Genomic DNA, 15,112 nt, shown 5'->3' on the forward strand with positions numbered 1-15,112 from the left:
CGCACCGTCACCCCTTGCCGCCCGGGCGCCCTCGGCCTTGGCTCTCCGCCGGCTCTTCGCCATACACCAAGCGCAACCCAGCCGCCCCGAGGTTTTCCACAGGCTGACCACCCCTTTCACTGCTTATCCACAGAACGCCGTTCCAGTCCTCGCCCGCCACCCCTCGTCCCAGATCCTGAGTGCCTCCGAATCCCACCGAGGTCCGGACGTGAGTCCAGCCCACCCCGACCACATCCACCCAGAGGCCCCACCATGAAGATCACAATCCCCCTCCCCCGCACCATGACCACCCAGTTCATCGTCGCGATGGAGCAAGCCCCCTTCGACGTCGAGTCATTCGTCCCGTGGCGCGTCGGCGGCCCCTTCAAACGCGCCGCCATCACCTCAGCAGCCCAGGGCACACTCGAGGTGACCCTCCACCCCACCCCGTGGAAACCGACGGCCACCACCTTCACGGACGACGAGAGACGCCGCCTCCGCCGTACGAAACAACACGTCATCGTGTCCACCACCGCACCCCCGCACAGGCTCCCCACCACCGTGCAGGTGGCCCGCGCCTCAGCCAGGGCCCTGGCCAGGGAGAGCGACGGCCTCCTGATCGACCCGCTGACCGACTCGACCATCCTCACGTGCGGCAGATGCGCGGGCGAGCCCACCCACTTCCGCCTGGACGACGACTGGCTGTCCTGGGACGTCCAGGTCCACGACGCCGCCACCTGCCCGCCTTGGGACCCGTCCGACATGGGAGCGTGCGACTGCCTGCGCGTCACGTCCCGGGGCCTGCGCCGCTTCGCCCTCCCGGAGATCACCCTGGACGGCGCCGCCTGCGCCCACAACCTGTGCGCCACCAACCTCCTGCGCACGGTCGCCAACCGCCTGTTGACCGACCACCTCTCCTACCTCGCCACGCACCCGGCGGCCACCGACCGCAAGATCGACGACTTCCTCCACATCCAGCCCGCCGACCAGCCCGACGGCGGCTTCCCCTTCGGCGTCCGCCTGACCCCGTACGACGCGGACACGGGAGAGCTGGGCCGCACCGGCAGCATCCGCCGCCTGAAGGTCGGCCCGGCGCCCGGCACAGGCCAGATCACCTGCCTCAAGGTCGGCCCGCCCTCAGGGTTCACCGGCTCGCTGAACGACTGGCTCTGCGCCACCCAGGCCACCCACCACGCCGCCCTGACCTCGATCGACGTCGGCGCCCCAGAGCCGGCACGAGTCCTGGCGGCATGATCCGGGCCGCCCCGCACCAGCGGCCCACCTCCCCCGCCGAGGAGCACCGCTTCCACGCGCGCCGAGGCGAACCCCCTGCACCTCGCCGAGGCGAACCACCTCCCCCGCCGACGCGAACCGCATCCACCCGCCGACGCGAACCACCTCCACCCCGCCGACGCAAACCGCATCCACCCCGCCGAGGCGCCGCATCCATCCAAGCCAGAGCAGCGGCGAGCTGCTCACTCAGCAGAAGGGCGACAGATCGCCATGGACTGCGCGGGCAGCCGCAGCCCCTCCCCATCCGCCGACACCGGCTCGTCCGAGGCCAGCAGCACCGTCCCGGGCGACAAGGGCAAGGTCACCGACTCCTGCGAGAAGTTGACCGTCACCGCCAGCTTCCCCCGCCACACCAGCAGCCACTTGCCCAGCGGGTCCGTCTCCACCCGCACCCGGTCCAGCCGCGGGTCCGACAGCTCGGGCAGCGCCTTGCGCAGCGCGATCAGATCGCGGTACCAGCACAGCAGCGACCAGTGCGCCTCCTCCTTCACCTCGCTCCAGTCCAGCTTCGAGCGCAGGAACGTCTCCTCGTCCGAAGGGTTGGGCGCCTCCCACACGTACCCGAACCCGTCGAACTCCCGCTCCCTCCGCACCCCCTCGCTGTTGCGCAGCTCAGGCTCGACATGATCGGAGAAGAACAGGAACGGCGTACGCGCCCCCCACTCCTCCCCCATGAACAGCATGGGCGTGAACGGCGAGGTCAGGAGCAGTCCCGCGCCGAGCTTGAGCGCCGGGATCGGCAGGCGGTCGCCTGCGGGCCGGTTGCCGATCTGGTCGTGGTTCTGCAGGCAGGCCACCAGCCGGTGCCCCGGCACGCCCGCGAACGAGCTGCCGTGCGCTCGGGCCCGGAAGCTGGAGTGCGTCCCGTCGTGCACGACCCCGTGCGTGAGCACCTTGGCCAGGGCGGAGAGCTGGGCGAAGTCCTGGTAGTAGCCGTGGCTCTCGCCGCTGACCGCGCAGTGCAGGGCATGGTGGACGTCGTCGTCCCACTGCGCGGTCATGCCGAGCCCGCCGGCGTCGAGCGAGCGCACCATGCGCGGGTCGTTGAGGTCGGACTCGGCGATCAGCGAGAGCGGCCGGCCGACGGAGCAGGCCAGCGCGTCCACCTCCTCCGACAGCTCGGCCAGCAGATGCCTGGCGCGCCTGTCGTGCAGCGCGTGCACGGCGTCCAGCCGCAGCCCGTCGATGTGGAAGTCGCGCAGCCACTGCAGCGCGTTGCCGATGAAGTAGCGCCGCACCTCATCGGAGTCCGGCCCGTCCAGATTGACCGCTTCACCCCAATAGCTGCCGTCGAAGCCGGAGAAGTACGGCCCGAACGGCCGCAGGAAGTTCCCCGAAGGGCCGAGATGGTTGTAGACCACGTCCAGGATGACTCCGATCCCGGCCCGGTGGCAGGCGTCCACGAACGACTTGAGCCCGTCGGGTCCCCCGTACGTCTCGTTCACCGCGTAGAGATCCACGCCGTCGTAACCCCAGTTGCGCCCGCCCGGCACCGGCGCGACCGGCATCACCTCCACGAAGTCGACGCAGAGCTCCACGAGGTGCGGCAGCTTCTCGATGGCCGAGGCGAACGTCCCCTCCGGGGTGAACGTCCCGATGTGCAGCTCGTAGATCACGGCTCCACGCAGGTCGCGGCCCTTCCAGTCGTGGTCGGACCAGGTGAAGCGGGCATGCTCGTACACGGCGCTCTGCCCGAAGATGCCCTCCGGCTGCCGCCGGGTGCGGGGGTCGGGATACGGTCCGTCGCCGTCCACCACGAAGCCGTACCGGGTGCCGTGTTCGGCTCCCTCCACCTCCACCGACCACCAGCCCCCTTCACCGGGGGACATCGCCCGGCGACCGCCCAGGACGTCCACTTCGACCGCCGTGGCCTTCGGTGCCCAGACCTCAAAGATCATGTCTCTCCAGGAGTGAGACCGGATACTGACCGAGCAGGTGGGCGAGCGGGATGCGCCCGGTGAACAAGGCGCCGGTGAGCAGGTCCCGCCACGTGCCCGCGGGCAACGTCAACGTGGTGGCGCCCCACCCGCCCTCGGCGGCCAGGCGCACGGGCAACCGGGTGGCGACCACGACCGCCCGCGGCCGCACCCCAGCCTCCGCAACAGCCCGCGCCCGCCCCTCGGCAACGCCCTGCAGCTGGTGCTCGCCGGCGGCCTGGTCCAGCTGCCCCGCACCGGCACGCACATCGTGCTCGCCAGAGGCCCGGGCCGACTGCCCCGCACCGGCACGCGCGCCGTGCTCGCCCGCAGGCGGCGCTCCGTCCCCGGCGTCGGCTCGCACGTGGTGCTTGCCGGCGGGCGGCGGCCCGTGTCCGGCATCGATCCGCACCTCGTCCTCATCGGCCCGCCGCGGCCGGTACCCGTCGGCAGGCTGCGCTCGGTGCCCGGCATCGACCCGCGCCGGCTGCGGGGCGTCGTCCCGCACAGCAGCACCGGCCCTGGGATCGGCATCCGCAGCGCCGGCCCCGCGATCAGCGTCCGCAGCAGCACCGGCCCCGGAGTCGGCGCCCAGGGCGGCGGTGGCGCGAACCCCGGGCCCGCCATCCGCCTCCCCCCGCACCTGCCCATCACCTCCCGCAGCAGCGCGAGCCCCGAAGTCGCCGTCCGTCGTGTCCCGCCCCCAGGCGTCAGACTCGGGGGCCGCACCAGCCCAGACGTCGGTGGTTTCGGGCCAAGGGGTGAGGTTCGTGGCGGTGTCGGTGGCGGCGCGGGCGAAGGCGATCACGTGGTCCGCGCGCGCCCCCTCCGCGTGCAGCGGCAGGTACGCCGCCGCGCCCCCCAGCCGCCGGCGCAGGCGCAGGGCCTGGGTGGTGACCAGGAGTTTGGCCGAGTCCCATGAGGTCTCGGGCTTGCGCGGGAACGTCACCGGCCGCCGGTTGTCCGGATCGACCAGGGAGAAGTCGGTGGTCTCGTTCCCCTGGTACACGTCCGGCACCCCCGGCATCATCAGCTGCACCAGCTTGGCCCCGAGGGAGTTGGACATGGCGTACGGGTCGACGCGCTCGGTGAAGCCGCCGATCGGGAGGCGGACGGCGGCCTCGGCGAAGGCGCGCAGGCGGCGCTCGTAGCCGGGGTCCGGGTTCACCCAGGAGATGGCGGTCTTGGCTTCGCGGGCGGCCTTGAGGAGGAAGTCGGTGAAGCGTTCGGCGGAGATGGGCCAGGCGGCCATGAGGTTCTGCCAGGCCAGGTAGTCGAGGTGCGGGTCGAAACTGACCTGCGCCGACCACTCGGCCACGGCCGCCGCCCACTCGCCGGGCATCTCCGACAGCACCGACAGCCGGGCCCGCACGTCCTCGGACCGCTTGGTGTCGTGGGTGGACAGCGTGGTCATCGTGTACGGGGGCAGGCCGGCGCAGAACTCGTGAAACTCCTCCACCGGCACGCCGAACACGTCCGGCTCCCCGCCGACCTCGTTCAGGCAGGCCAGCGGGAACCACCGGTAGAGCGCCGTGTCCTCCACCCCCTTGGCCATGACGGGCCCGCACGCCTGCTGGAAGCGCACGATCGCCTCGGCGGAGCCGTACAGGACCTCCTGGACCAGGGGGCGGACGGCGGGTGAGCAGGAGGCTGCGGCCAGTTCGACGGTCTCGACCGCCAGGGGCGGCGGCGGCTCGCCCGGCACCACGTACGCGCGGTAGACCGGCATGGCGGCGAGCAGCTCGCGTACGGCGGCGGGGTCGCAGGAGGTGGCCTTGGCCAGGCGATCCACCTCGGCGCCGAAGAACAGGTCGAGCACCTCCTGCTTGGCCTGCGCCATCACCGGGCGGTACTCGGCGGGCTGCCCGGTCAGCTCGGTGAACAGCCGGATGAGTGGCTGCTTGCCGGCGGGATCGACGAACAGGCCGTTGACGCGGTTGAGCACCTCGTAGCCGGTGGTGCCGTCGCAGGCCCAGTCGTCGGGCAGCCGCTCGGGGCCGATGAGGATCTTCTCGACGACGGTCCAGGCGCTGCCGGCGCGGGCGCGCAGGCGTTCGAGGTAGCCGCGCGGGTCGGCCAGGCCGTCGGGGTGGTCGACGCGCAGCCCGTCCACCAGCCCTTCGTCGAGCAGCCAGAAGATCACCTCGTGCGTGGCGAACAGCACGGACGGGTCCTCGACGCGCAGCCCGATCAGCGACGACACGTCGAAGAAGCGCCGGTAGCCGGGCCCCTCGCGCCAGTCGACGAGCCGGTAGTGGCCGGGGTGCGGGAAGGCGTGCTCGTGGTAGCGCAGCACGTCACCGTCCACGACCGGCGGGGTGTCGTCGCCCAGCACGGGCAGCGCGACCTTGCCGTCCACCCAGTCGATGTCGAACCACGAGGCGTACGGCGAGGCGGGCCCCTCCTTCAGCACCGACCAGAACTGGGCGTTCACGGTGTTCATGTGGTTCGGCACGATGTCCACCACGATGCCGAGGTCCTGCGCGGCGAGCTGCTGCGCCATCTCCCTGAACCCGGTGGCGCCGCCGAACTCCTCCCTGATCCTGGAGTGGTCGGTGACGTCGTACCCGTGCCGCGACTCGGGCGTGGCCTGCAGGATCGGCGAGAGGTAGACGTGGCTCACGCCGAGGTCGCGCAGGTAGCCGGCGATCTCGGCCACCTGGGCGAAGCCGAAGTCGGGGGTGAGCTGCACCCGGTAGGTGGAAGCGGGCCTGGGCGGGTTCGGCGGGCTAGACACGGCGGAGCACCCGCACGCTGCGGCCCGGCACCGCGATCGCGTCGCCCGCCTTCACCATCCGGACGTCCAGCCTGATCGGCATGGCCGTGTCGATCTCCGTATGCCACATCTCGCCATAGTCCTTGGGGATCGTGAACTTGATCGTGTCGTAGTGGGCGTTGAACAGCAGCAGGAAGGAGTCGTCCCTGATGGTCCGGCCGCGCCGGTCGGGCTCGGTGATGGCGTCGCCGTTCAGGAAGACGGCCAGGGACTTGGCGTACCCGACCGTCCAGTCGCCGTCGGTCATCTCCTCCCCTGACGGGGTGAGCCACGCGATGTCGCGCAGCCCGCGTACCGGTTTGCCGTAGAAGAACCGGCGGCGCCGGAACACCGGATGTCTCTTGCGCAGCTCGGCCAGGCTCTGGGTGAACTCGAGCAGCAGCCAGTTCTCCCTGACGTCCGACCAGTCGACCCAGGTCAGCTCGTTGTCCTGGCAGTAGCCGTTGTTGTTGCCGCGCTGGGTGCGGCCCAGCTCGTCGCCGTGCGAGAGCATCGGCACGCCCTGCGACAGGAACAGCGTGGTGAGGAAGTTGCGTTTCTGCTGCTCGCGCAGCGATTCGACGGCGATGCCCGCGGGGCCTTCCTCGCCGCAGTTCCACGACCTGTTGTCGTCGGTGCCGTCGCGGTTGCCCTCCTTGTTCGCCTCGTTGTGCTTGTTGTTGTACGAGACGAGGTCCTGCAGGGTGAAGCCGTCGTGGCAGGTCACGAAGTTGATCGAGGCGGCGGGGCGGCGGCTGTCGTCCTTGTACAGGTCGCTCGACCCGGTGAACCGGGAGCCGAACTCCGGCAGCGTGGCCGCCTGCCCGCGCCACAGGTCGCGGATCGTGTCGCGGTATCGCCCGTTCCACTCCGTCCACCGGGACGGGAAGTTGCCCACCTGGTATCCGCCCGGGCCCACGTCCCACGGCTCGGCGATGAGCTTGACCTGCGACAGCACGGGGTCCTGCTGCACCAGGTCGAAGAAGGCGCTCAGCCGGTCCACCTCGTGCAGCTCCCGCGCCAGCGTCGAGGCCAGGTCGAACCTGAACCCGTCGACGTGCATCTCGATGACCCAGTAGCGGAGCGAGTCCATGATCATCTGGAGGACGTGCGGCGAGCGCATGAGCAGGCTGTTTCCGGTGCCCGTGGTGTCCACGTAGTACCGCTTGTCGTTCTCGACCAGCCGGTAGTAGTTGAGGTTGTCGATCCCCCGGAACCCCAGCGTCGGCCCCAGGTGGTTGCCCTCGGCGGTGTGGTTGTAGACGACGTCGAGGATGACCTCGATGCCCGCCTCGTGCAGCGAGCGCACCATCGCCTTGAACTCCAGCACCTGCCCGCCGCGCTGGCCCTGGCTGGAGTAGCGGTTGTGCGGGGCGAAGAACCCGATCGAGTTGTAGCCCCAGTAGTTCGACAGCCCGCGCTGCTCCAGGATGTGATCGGTGACGAACTGGTGGACCGGCATCAGCTCCAGCGCCGTCACCCCGAGCCTGGTGAGGTGGTCGAGGATCTCGGGGTGGCCGAGGGCGGCGTACGTGCCGCGCAGGTGCTTGGGGATCTTGGGGTGGCTGATCGTGAGCCCCCGCACGTGCGCCTCGTAGATCACGGTGTCGTGGTACGGCGTCGCGGGCGGCCGGTCGTGCCCCCAGCCGAAGAACGGATTGATCACCACGGAGCGCGGCACGTACGGGGCGGAGTCGCGATCGTTCTTGACGTCCGGGGAGCCGAACCGGTAGCCGTAGACCGCCTCGTTCCAGTTGACGCCGCCCTCGATGGCCATGGCGTACGGGTCGAGCAGCAGCTTGTTGGGGTTGCAGCGCATGCCGCGCGCCGGGTCGTACGGCCCGTGGACGCGGTAGCCGTACCGCTGCCCCGGCCCGATGCCCGGCAGGTAACCGTGCCAGATGAACCCGTCCACCTCGCTCAGCTGCACCCGCGACTCGACGTTGTCCTCGTCGAACAGGCACAGCTCGACCTGGTCGGCGACCTCGGTGTAGAGCGAGAAGTTGGTGCCGGCGCCGTCGTAGGTCGCCCCGAGGGGATAGGGGTCTCCCGGCCAGATCTCGATCATCGAGGCTCCCTTGCGGTCTCTCCCCATGTTCCGTTCCCCCGCTCTACCGGACAACCCCGGGCCTCACTAGATCACTCTGTTCCTTCCCACGCTCGCGGTGTCATTACTCCGGGTTGCTTCGTACGAGGTCAAAAGGGGTGGGCCGCCCCGACGGCGCGGTATCGGAGGCGGCCCACGCACCCAGCATCCCCCGGACGTCAAGCGGGCGAGCCGGTTTCAGCGTCCCTTCTCGGGCAATGTGCCGACCCCATGGGTGGTTTCAAACAGTTCTTACTCCGTGGCAACATCGTCGAGCTCGCCGTCGCCGTGATCGTCGGCGCCACGTTCAGCGGCCTTGTCCAGGCCTTCGTACGCGATCTGGTCACCCCGCTGATCGGCGCGGTCACCGGCGGCCGTCAGCCGAACTTCGCCGAGTACTCCTTCACCGTCAACGGCAGCGAGTTCAAGTACGGCGACTTCCTCAACCACCTGATCACCTTCCTGATCATCTCGGCCATCGTCTACTGGCTGGTCGTGGCCCCGATGACCCGGCTGATCAGCCTCCTCGACCGGAACAAGTCGGCCGCGACCAAGCAGTGCCCCGAATGCCTGTCCGACATCCCGACCGAGGCCCGCCGGTGCATGTACTGCACGGTGGAGCTGGTGCCGGATTCGGAAAAACCCAGGCCATGACGCGCGACGGCGGCACCCGTCCGTCAAGATGGACCGATGAGCGTTGAGTTGATGGTCTGGGACGAGCCGGTGCCGATCAGCAGGGACCAGGCGCGCGCGACGTACCTGGCGGTCAAGCGGACCGCGCCTGGCGCCGACGTCGAGCCCGACGTGGCCAAGGAGCTGCCGGGGGAGGTCACGCTCTATCCGGGGCACGTGCTGGTGAGCATGGATCTGGACACGATGGACGAGATGTCGGCGCAGGTGTTCACGGTCGCGCGGGCGCACGGGCTGGTGTGTTACGACCCTCAGCGGGATCTGGTGCACAACGTGGCGCCGCTCGGGGTGTACGAGGGCATGCAGCTGCACACCGGGGACGGGATGGTGGTCAACGATCCCGACCTCGGGCTGGTCCATGACGTGCTGGGGACGATGTCCGCCCAGAACCCGTTCGTGGCGCTGGTGAACTTCGGGCAGCACTTCTTGCAGGTCTCGCCCGGGTTCGAGCTGGAGTACAAGGAGGGGGCGCTGGTCCGGGCGATGGTGGCGGAGCTGGCGGAGGTGCGGCAGGCGTTCAACGAGTACGCGACGGGGGATCGGGCGTTTCTCAACCGGTACGAGTGGGCTCAGCCGTAGATCGCGGGGCGGGAGCCGAGGCGCCACGAGGCCCAGTGTTGCGTCCCTGGCCGGGAGATACGGCAGGATCGGGGCGTATGAGAACCCTGTACCCGCCCATCGAGCCGTACGAGTCGGGCCTGCTCGACGTCGGTGACGGCAACCAGATCTACTACGAGGTCTGCGGCAACCCCGACGGCAAGCCCGCCGTCATGATCCACGGCGGCCCCGGAGGCGGGTGCAGTGCCAAGCACCGCCGCCAGTGGAACCCCGAGCTCTACCGCATCGTCCTGTTCGACCAGCGCAACTGCGGCCGGAGCCTGCCGCACGCCGCCGACCCGGCGACCGACCTCACCGCCAACACCACCTGGCACCTGGTGGCCGACATGGAAAGGCTGCGCGAGCACCTCGGCATCGAGCGCTGGCAGGTGTTCGGGGGGTCGTGGGGCAGCGCGCTGGCCCTGTCGTACGCGCAGACGCACCCCGGCAGGACGAGCGAGCTCGTGCTGCGCGGGATCTTCCTGCTGCGGCCGCAGGAGCTGCGCTGGTTCTACCAGGAGGGCGCCTCCTACCTGTTCCCCGACCTGTGGGAGCGTTACGTGGCTCCGATCCCCGAGGCGGAGCGGGGGGACCTGATCGCCGCGTTCGGCAGGAGGCTGGAGGGGGCGGACGACGAGGCCAGGCTGGCGGCGGCCAAGGCGTGGTCGCAGTGGGAAGGCGGCACGGTGACGCTGCTGCCCGATCCGGCGCTGGTGGCGGAGTTCGGCGAGGACAAGCATGCCGTCTGCTTCGCCAGGATCGAGAACCACTACTTCCGCCACGGCGGCTGGTTCGAGCCGGCCGACCAGCTCCTCAGGGGCATCGACAGGATCAGGCACATCCCGGCGGTGATCGTGCAGGGCCGTTACGACTCCTGCACGCCCATGGCCACGGCCTGGGACCTGCACAAGGCGTGGCCCGAGGCCGAGTTCCACGTGGTCCACGACGCCGGGCACGCCTACTCGGAGCCGGGCGTCCTGGATCGGCTCATCGAGGCGACCGACCGGTTCGCGGGCGGTTCCGCGACGTAGCCTCCGGGGCCCGGCCGCGGAGCGGCTCCGCCGCCGGATCGGCCGGCCGGCCAGGCGCCCGGCTGCGGGGCTGCGTCCCCCTTGCCGCCGAGCAGGCGGGCGCGGACGAGCCGTACCGCGGGGGTGACCGCCCCCACCAGCAGCAGCGTGAACAGCGGGGCGAGCGCCACGCCCAGCAGGAAGCCCGCGGCCACGTCATGCGGGTAGTGCACCCCGACGAACACCCGCGAGAACGCCATGACGGCGGCCAGCGGGAACACCGCCCAGGCCAGGCCGCGCCAGACCAGCACGAGCGTGGCCGCCGCGCCCGCCGCGATGACCGAGTGGTTGCTGGGGAAGGACCAGTCGCCCAGGGGCGGGCAGGCGGCGATGGTCGCCACGCCGCCCCGGCACGGCCGGTCCTCCCTGACGAGCAGCTTGACGACCTCGCTCACCACGTACGCGCCCACGATCCCCGCGGGCCCGGCGATCACGAGCGCCAGGTCACGCGCAGGCCCCCGCCACGCCCGCACGGCGGCCACCACGAACAGCGCCGCGAAGAGGAATAACCCGGCGTCGGTGCCGACCTCGGCGAAGGTGTGCAGCCATGCGGGGGTGGTGAGCGAGAAGCCGACGATGTCCTGGTACACGCGTGTCCAATCCGTGAACGATCAATGGACATGACCTTACGGACTCAACGCGTGACATGCCTCGACCAAACGGCCGAAAAGCACCTCTGACTTAAGTAAGGAGCCTGCGGGCCAGCGCCGCGTTCCTGGTCTCCAGCTCGCCGCGGGTGATCAGGCCGCGATCGAACGCCTCGGTGGTGGCGTCGCGCTCGGCGACGTAGTACGCGGCCATGATCTCGCTGCGCAGCGGGGTGAACCCGCGCTCCACGCAGTCGGAGAAGATGGACACCTTCCGCTCCACGGCGTCCGAGGCCACCGTGCACGCCAGGTCCCGCTCCCTGAGCTGCTGAACCGCTTCACGGAGGGTGACGGGACCGAGGGACCCGTTGAACCGGGTTTCAAGGGTGATCTTCACTTCTTTGCGCCTCCGCAGGTTTGCAACGTTCGCAGGAAGGCCGCGTATTCCCAGTTCAGAGCGGGTAAGAGGGCAATCGTGATCGGAGCGCACGTGATCGTCGGATACGCGAACGACGCGGGCGGGAGAGACGCTCTCGCCCTCGGTTCCGCGATCACCCGTGTCACCGGAGGGGAGCTCACGGTCGCCGTGATCTACCCGCCGGGCAGCCCGGGGCTGGCGGTCGAGGCGCAGGCCAACCTGGCCCACGCGGCCGAGGAGCTGGGGCCGGCGCCCGCCGAGTACATCACGTACGAGAGCAGGGGCACGGGGCGCGGCCTGTCGGTGCTGGCGAGCAGGATCAGGGCCGACCTGATCGTGGTCGGCTCGGCGGCCGGCGGCCGGCACGGCCGCATCACGATCGGCAGCACCGCCGACCACCTGCTGCACCTGTCGTCCGAGGCGGTCATGCTGGCGCCCGCCCAGTACGTGCCGCCCGCCGAGCCCGCCCGCCTCACGCTGGCGTACGTGCACCGGCCCCAGTGCGACGCGGCCGTCGGCCAGGTGGCGCAGGCGGCGCTGCGGCTGGGCGTGCCGCTCCGGCTGATCACCCTCGACCTGCGCACCGAGAACCAGGGCAAGCTCAGGGACGACCTGGCGCTGGCCGTCCGGCTGGCCTGGGAGCAGACCGGGATCGAGGCGGAGTCGGAGGTGGCCGAGGGCCACGACGTGACGGCCGCGCTGGCGGACGTGGAGTGGCTGCCGGGCGAGCTGCTGGTGTGCGCGGCGAGCGAGGACGCCCAGCCGCACCGGGTGTTCCTCGGCGAGCTGGCCATGAAGGTGCTGCGCGCCTCCGCCTGCCCGGTCACCGTGCTGCCGAGGGGTTTCTCCTAGGCTTGCGGGTGTGTTCCTGGCGCGGGTGATCGTGGTGGCGGTGCTGGCCGCGTTGTCCAGCGTGTACGTGCTGGCGGGCGCGGGCGGCGCGGTGCTCGTGTTCGCGGTGCAGTGCCTGTACACGCTCTGGGCCAGGAAGTGGTGGCTGCTGGCCGCGCAGGCCGGGCTCGTCTACTGGGTGACGCTGGGGACCGGCTCGTCGGTGGTCGTGCTGGGCTTCCTGGCGGGCTCGCTGCTGGTGACGCGGCTGTGGGCGGTGGCGCCCGGGGTGGTGTTCAGCGCGGTCGTGATCGCGTACGCCCGGGGCGGCGACGTCGTCACGACGCTCGACCTGGCGATCACCACGATGCTGATGACCTTGATCGTGCCCGGGCTCATCCGGCTGGTGGAGCGCGTGGACGAGCTGCATGCCACCCGCCGGGCGCTGGCCGCGGCGGCGGTGGGCGAGGAGCGGCTGCGCATCGCGGCCGAGCTGAGCGACGGCCTGGGGCGCGGGCTGGCGACGATCATGGCCGGGGTGCGCCGGGCCGTGCGGGGTTCCGGCGCCGAGGAACTGGGCGAGGTGGTGAGCGCGGCACGGCGGTCGCTGACGGACGCGCGGGCCGCGGCGGCCGGCTACCGCGCGATGTCGCTGACCCCCGAGCTGACCACGGCCAGGGGCATGCTGGCGGCGGCGGGGATGAGCGTGGAGGTGCGTGCCGGGCACGCCGAACCGCTGGGCCCCGCCGGGGCGCTGCTCGCGACCGTGCTGCGCGAGGCCGTCACCGACGTCGTACGCCGCGGCACGGCCCGCCTCTGCGTGATCGAGACCGTGGAGCGGTCCGGCACGGTGACCCTGCGCGTCACCGACGACGGCCGCCGCACCGCCGAGGACGACGCGCTGGGCGACCTCGCCGCCCGGGTCACAGCCGCCGGCGGCAGGCTGGCCGGCAGCCTGTCCGACCAGGGCCGCCACACGGTCGAGGCCACCCTGCCCGCCCCGCAACGCGAGCAGGAGCGCGAGCCCGCCGACCTGTCCGTGCTCCTCCTGGCCGCCGTGCTGGCCGGCTTCAGCCTCAAGGCCCTGCTCCAGATCCCCGCGAACCTCCTCCTGCCCGCCACCGCGCTCCTGGCCGCCATCGTGGTCATGCAGCTCAGGTCCGTCACGGGCCGGCACATGACGGCGCTGAGCGTGATGGCGGTGCTGGCGTTCGCGCCGATCCCGCTGTTCGGCCCGATCTGGCTGGGCACGGGCGGCTTCCTGGCGGGCCCGGTGCTGCTGGCCTTCCGCCCGCGTACGGCCTGGCCGCTGGTCGCCGCGATCATCGCCGCGACGGCCGCCGTCGCCGCGTCCTACGGCCTGCCCTTCCCCGCGGCGGCGAACGTCACCGTGAGCAACCTCGTCACCGGCCTGGTCGTCTACAGCCTGCTGCGCCTGGCCGGGCTGGCGAAGGAGCTCCAGGCGGCCAGGGAGGGCCTGGCCCGCTCGGCCGTCGTCGAGGAGCGCCTGCGCGCCGCCCGCGACCTGCACGACCTGCTCGGCCACAACCTGGCCGCTATCCTGCTCAAGTGCGAGCTGGCCCGCCGCCTCCCGCCGGAGCGGGCGCGGGCGGAGCTGGCGGACGTGCTGGAGATGGCCGAGCGCGCCGAGCACGACCTGCGCTCGGTCTCGGGCGAGCAGCTCGACCTCTCGCTCGCCGACGAGGCGGAGTCGGCCGCCTCCGTCCTGCGCGCGGCGCGCGTCGAGGTGAGCTCCGACCTGGCGCACCCGCCGCTGCCCGCCGAGGTCGAGACCGTGCTCAGCGCCGTGCTGCGCGAGGCCGTCACGAACGTCCTGCGTCACAGCACCGCCCGCCACTGCGTGATCGGCACGGCCGCCGAGGGCGACCGGGTACGCCTGACCGTGCGCAACGACGGCGCCCGCACCGCCGAGGCCCGGCGCGGCTCGTCGGGCCTGGGCAACCTGACGACCCGCCTGGCGGCGCTGGACGGCCGGCTCACGACCGGCGTCGAGGACGGCTGGTTCCAGCTCGACGCGACGGCGCCGCTGGTCCCCGCCACGGCGCCGCTGGTTCCCGCCACCGCGAGCCGGATCCGCCCCGCCTCGGTGGCGCGCTAGGTCCGTCCCACCTCGGTGGCGCGCTAGGTCCGTCCCGCCTCGATGACGCGCTAGGTCCGTCCCGCCTCGGTGGCGCGCTAGGTCCGTCCCACCTCGATGACGCGTTAGATCCAGCCCGCCTCGGTGGCGAGGCGGACCGCGTCGGTGCGGTTGCGCGCGTTCAGCTTGGCCACGATGGCCGTCAGGTAGTTGCGCACGGTCCCGGCCGTCAGGTGCAGCCGCACCGCGATCTCGGGTGCGTCCAGGCCGTCGGCGACCAGCCGCAGCACGTCGGCCTCGCGCGGCGTGAGCGGGTTGTCGGCCAGGTCCCACGCCGTGATGGCCAGCGACGGGTCCAGCACCCGCTTGCCCCCCGCGACGTCGCGGATCGCGGCGACCAGCTCCTCGGGCGGCGCCGTCTTCAGCATGAACCCGCCCACCTGCGCCGCCAGCGCCCGCTTGAGGTGCGCGGGCTTGCCGTGCCCAGTGAGCATGAGCGTGCGGCACGACGGCACGCGGGCGCTGATCCGCGCGGCGGCGTCCAGGCCGTCGAGCTCGCCGGGCATGTCGATGTCCAGGACGGCCACGTCGGGCAGCTCCACGGCGGCCGAGGCGACGGCGGCGGCGCCGGAGTCGACGGCGGCGACCACCTCCAGGTCCGGCTCCAGCCCGAGCAGCGCCGTGAGCGCGCCCCTGATGACCGCCTGATCCTCGGCCAGAAGTATGCGAATCACGCAGACATTGTCCACCAGTGTCCGGATCGTGATGACGTCATGGGCGATCGGTGACGGG

At 71.4% G+C, this 15,112-nt stretch carries 12 protein-coding genes; 6 read left to right on the forward strand and 6 right to left on the reverse strand.

Annotation, left to right across the window (positions count from 1 at the left end; genetic code table 11):
• Positions 1-252 precede the first annotated feature (252 nt).
• A complete protein-coding gene (locus AB0I79_RS22490) occupies positions 253-1,233 on the forward strand; it encodes a hypothetical protein (protein WP_357875862.1) in 981 nt (326 codons plus the stop codon).
• Between the two features lie 221 nt (positions 1,234-1,454).
• On the opposite strand, the gene treZ is transcribed toward AB0I79_RS22490, so the two are convergent.
• The 3 genes from treZ to glgX are packed head-to-tail and all read right to left on the reverse strand — an operon-like array spanning position 1,455 to position 8,011.
• Positions 1,455-3,170, reverse strand: a complete 1,716-nt coding sequence (gene treZ / locus AB0I79_RS22495; RefSeq protein ID WP_357875863.1) for a malto-oligosyltrehalose trehalohydrolase — start codon at positions 3,168-3,170, stop codon at positions 1,455-1,457.
• Complete coding sequence (treY, locus tag AB0I79_RS22500) at positions 3,160-5,925, reverse strand: malto-oligosyltrehalose synthase (RefSeq protein ID WP_357875865.1); 2,766 nt, start codon at positions 5,923-5,925, stop codon at positions 3,160-3,162. Before treY ends, treZ begins: the two co-directional genes overlap by 11 nt.
• On the reverse strand, positions 5,918-8,011 hold the full coding sequence (gene glgX / locus AB0I79_RS22505; protein ID WP_357875867.1) for a glycogen debranching protein GlgX: 2,094 nt from the start codon (positions 8,009-8,011) through the stop codon (positions 5,918-5,920). The genes treY and glgX overlap by 8 nt, the downstream gene beginning before the upstream one ends.
• Positions 8,012-8,260: 249 nt before the next feature.
• Here glgX and mscL point away from each other — a divergent pair, with 249 nt between their 5' ends.
• The 3 genes from mscL (at position 8,261) to pip (ending at position 10,347) form a co-directional block, all read left to right on the forward strand.
• A complete protein-coding gene (gene mscL, locus AB0I79_RS22510; protein WP_357875869.1) occupies positions 8,261-8,683 on the forward strand; it encodes a large conductance mechanosensitive channel protein MscL in 423 nt (140 codons plus the stop codon).
• Between the two features lie 36 nt (positions 8,684-8,719).
• Positions 8,720-9,298, forward strand: coding sequence for a hypothetical protein (locus AB0I79_RS22515; RefSeq protein ID WP_357875871.1), 579 nt, complete (start codon positions 8,720-8,722; stop codon positions 9,296-9,298).
• 77 nt (positions 9,299-9,375) lie between these two features.
• Positions 9,376-10,347 carry a prolyl aminopeptidase gene (pip, locus tag AB0I79_RS22520; protein ID WP_357875873.1) on the forward strand — a complete coding sequence of 324 codons (972 nt, stop codon included), beginning with the start codon at positions 9,376-9,378 and terminating at the stop codon, positions 10,345-10,347.
• On the opposite strand, the gene AB0I79_RS22525 is transcribed toward pip, so the two are convergent.
• The gene (locus AB0I79_RS22525) at positions 10,275-10,976 is read right to left on the reverse strand and encodes a phosphatase PAP2 family protein (RefSeq protein WP_357875875.1); all 702 of its coding nucleotides are present in this window, start codon (positions 10,974-10,976) and stop codon (positions 10,275-10,277) included. The genes pip and AB0I79_RS22525 overlap by 73 nt on opposite strands.
• Before the next feature lie 91 nt (positions 10,977-11,067).
• The gene (locus AB0I79_RS22530; RefSeq protein ID WP_357875877.1) at positions 11,068-11,370 is read right to left on the reverse strand and encodes a hypothetical protein; all 303 of its coding nucleotides are present in this window, start codon (positions 11,368-11,370) and stop codon (positions 11,068-11,070) included.
• A 78-nt stretch (positions 11,371-11,448) separates the two neighbouring features.
• On the opposite strand from AB0I79_RS22530, the gene AB0I79_RS22535 reads away from it, so the two are divergent.
• Positions 11,449-12,243 (forward strand): universal stress protein, encoded by a 795-nt coding sequence (locus tag AB0I79_RS22535; protein ID WP_357875879.1) that lies wholly within the window; start codon positions 11,449-11,451, stop codon positions 12,241-12,243.
• 10 nt (positions 12,244-12,253) lie between these two features.
• Positions 12,254-14,341, forward strand: a complete 2,088-nt coding sequence (locus AB0I79_RS22540; protein ID WP_357875881.1) for a histidine kinase — start codon at positions 12,254-12,256, stop codon at positions 14,339-14,341.
• 104 nt (positions 14,342-14,445) lie between these two features.
• Here AB0I79_RS22540 and AB0I79_RS22545 read toward each other — a convergent pair whose 3' ends face one another.
• The gene (locus AB0I79_RS22545) at positions 14,446-15,054 is read right to left on the reverse strand and encodes a response regulator transcription factor (protein ID WP_357875883.1); all 609 of its coding nucleotides are present in this window, start codon (positions 15,052-15,054) and stop codon (positions 14,446-14,448) included.
• Positions 15,055-15,112: the final 58 nt, after the last annotated feature.

It is taken from the genome of Nonomuraea sp. NPDC050202, from assembly GCF_040656115.1.
Taxonomy (GTDB): domain Bacteria; phylum Actinomycetota; class Actinomycetes; order Streptosporangiales; family Streptosporangiaceae; genus Nonomuraea.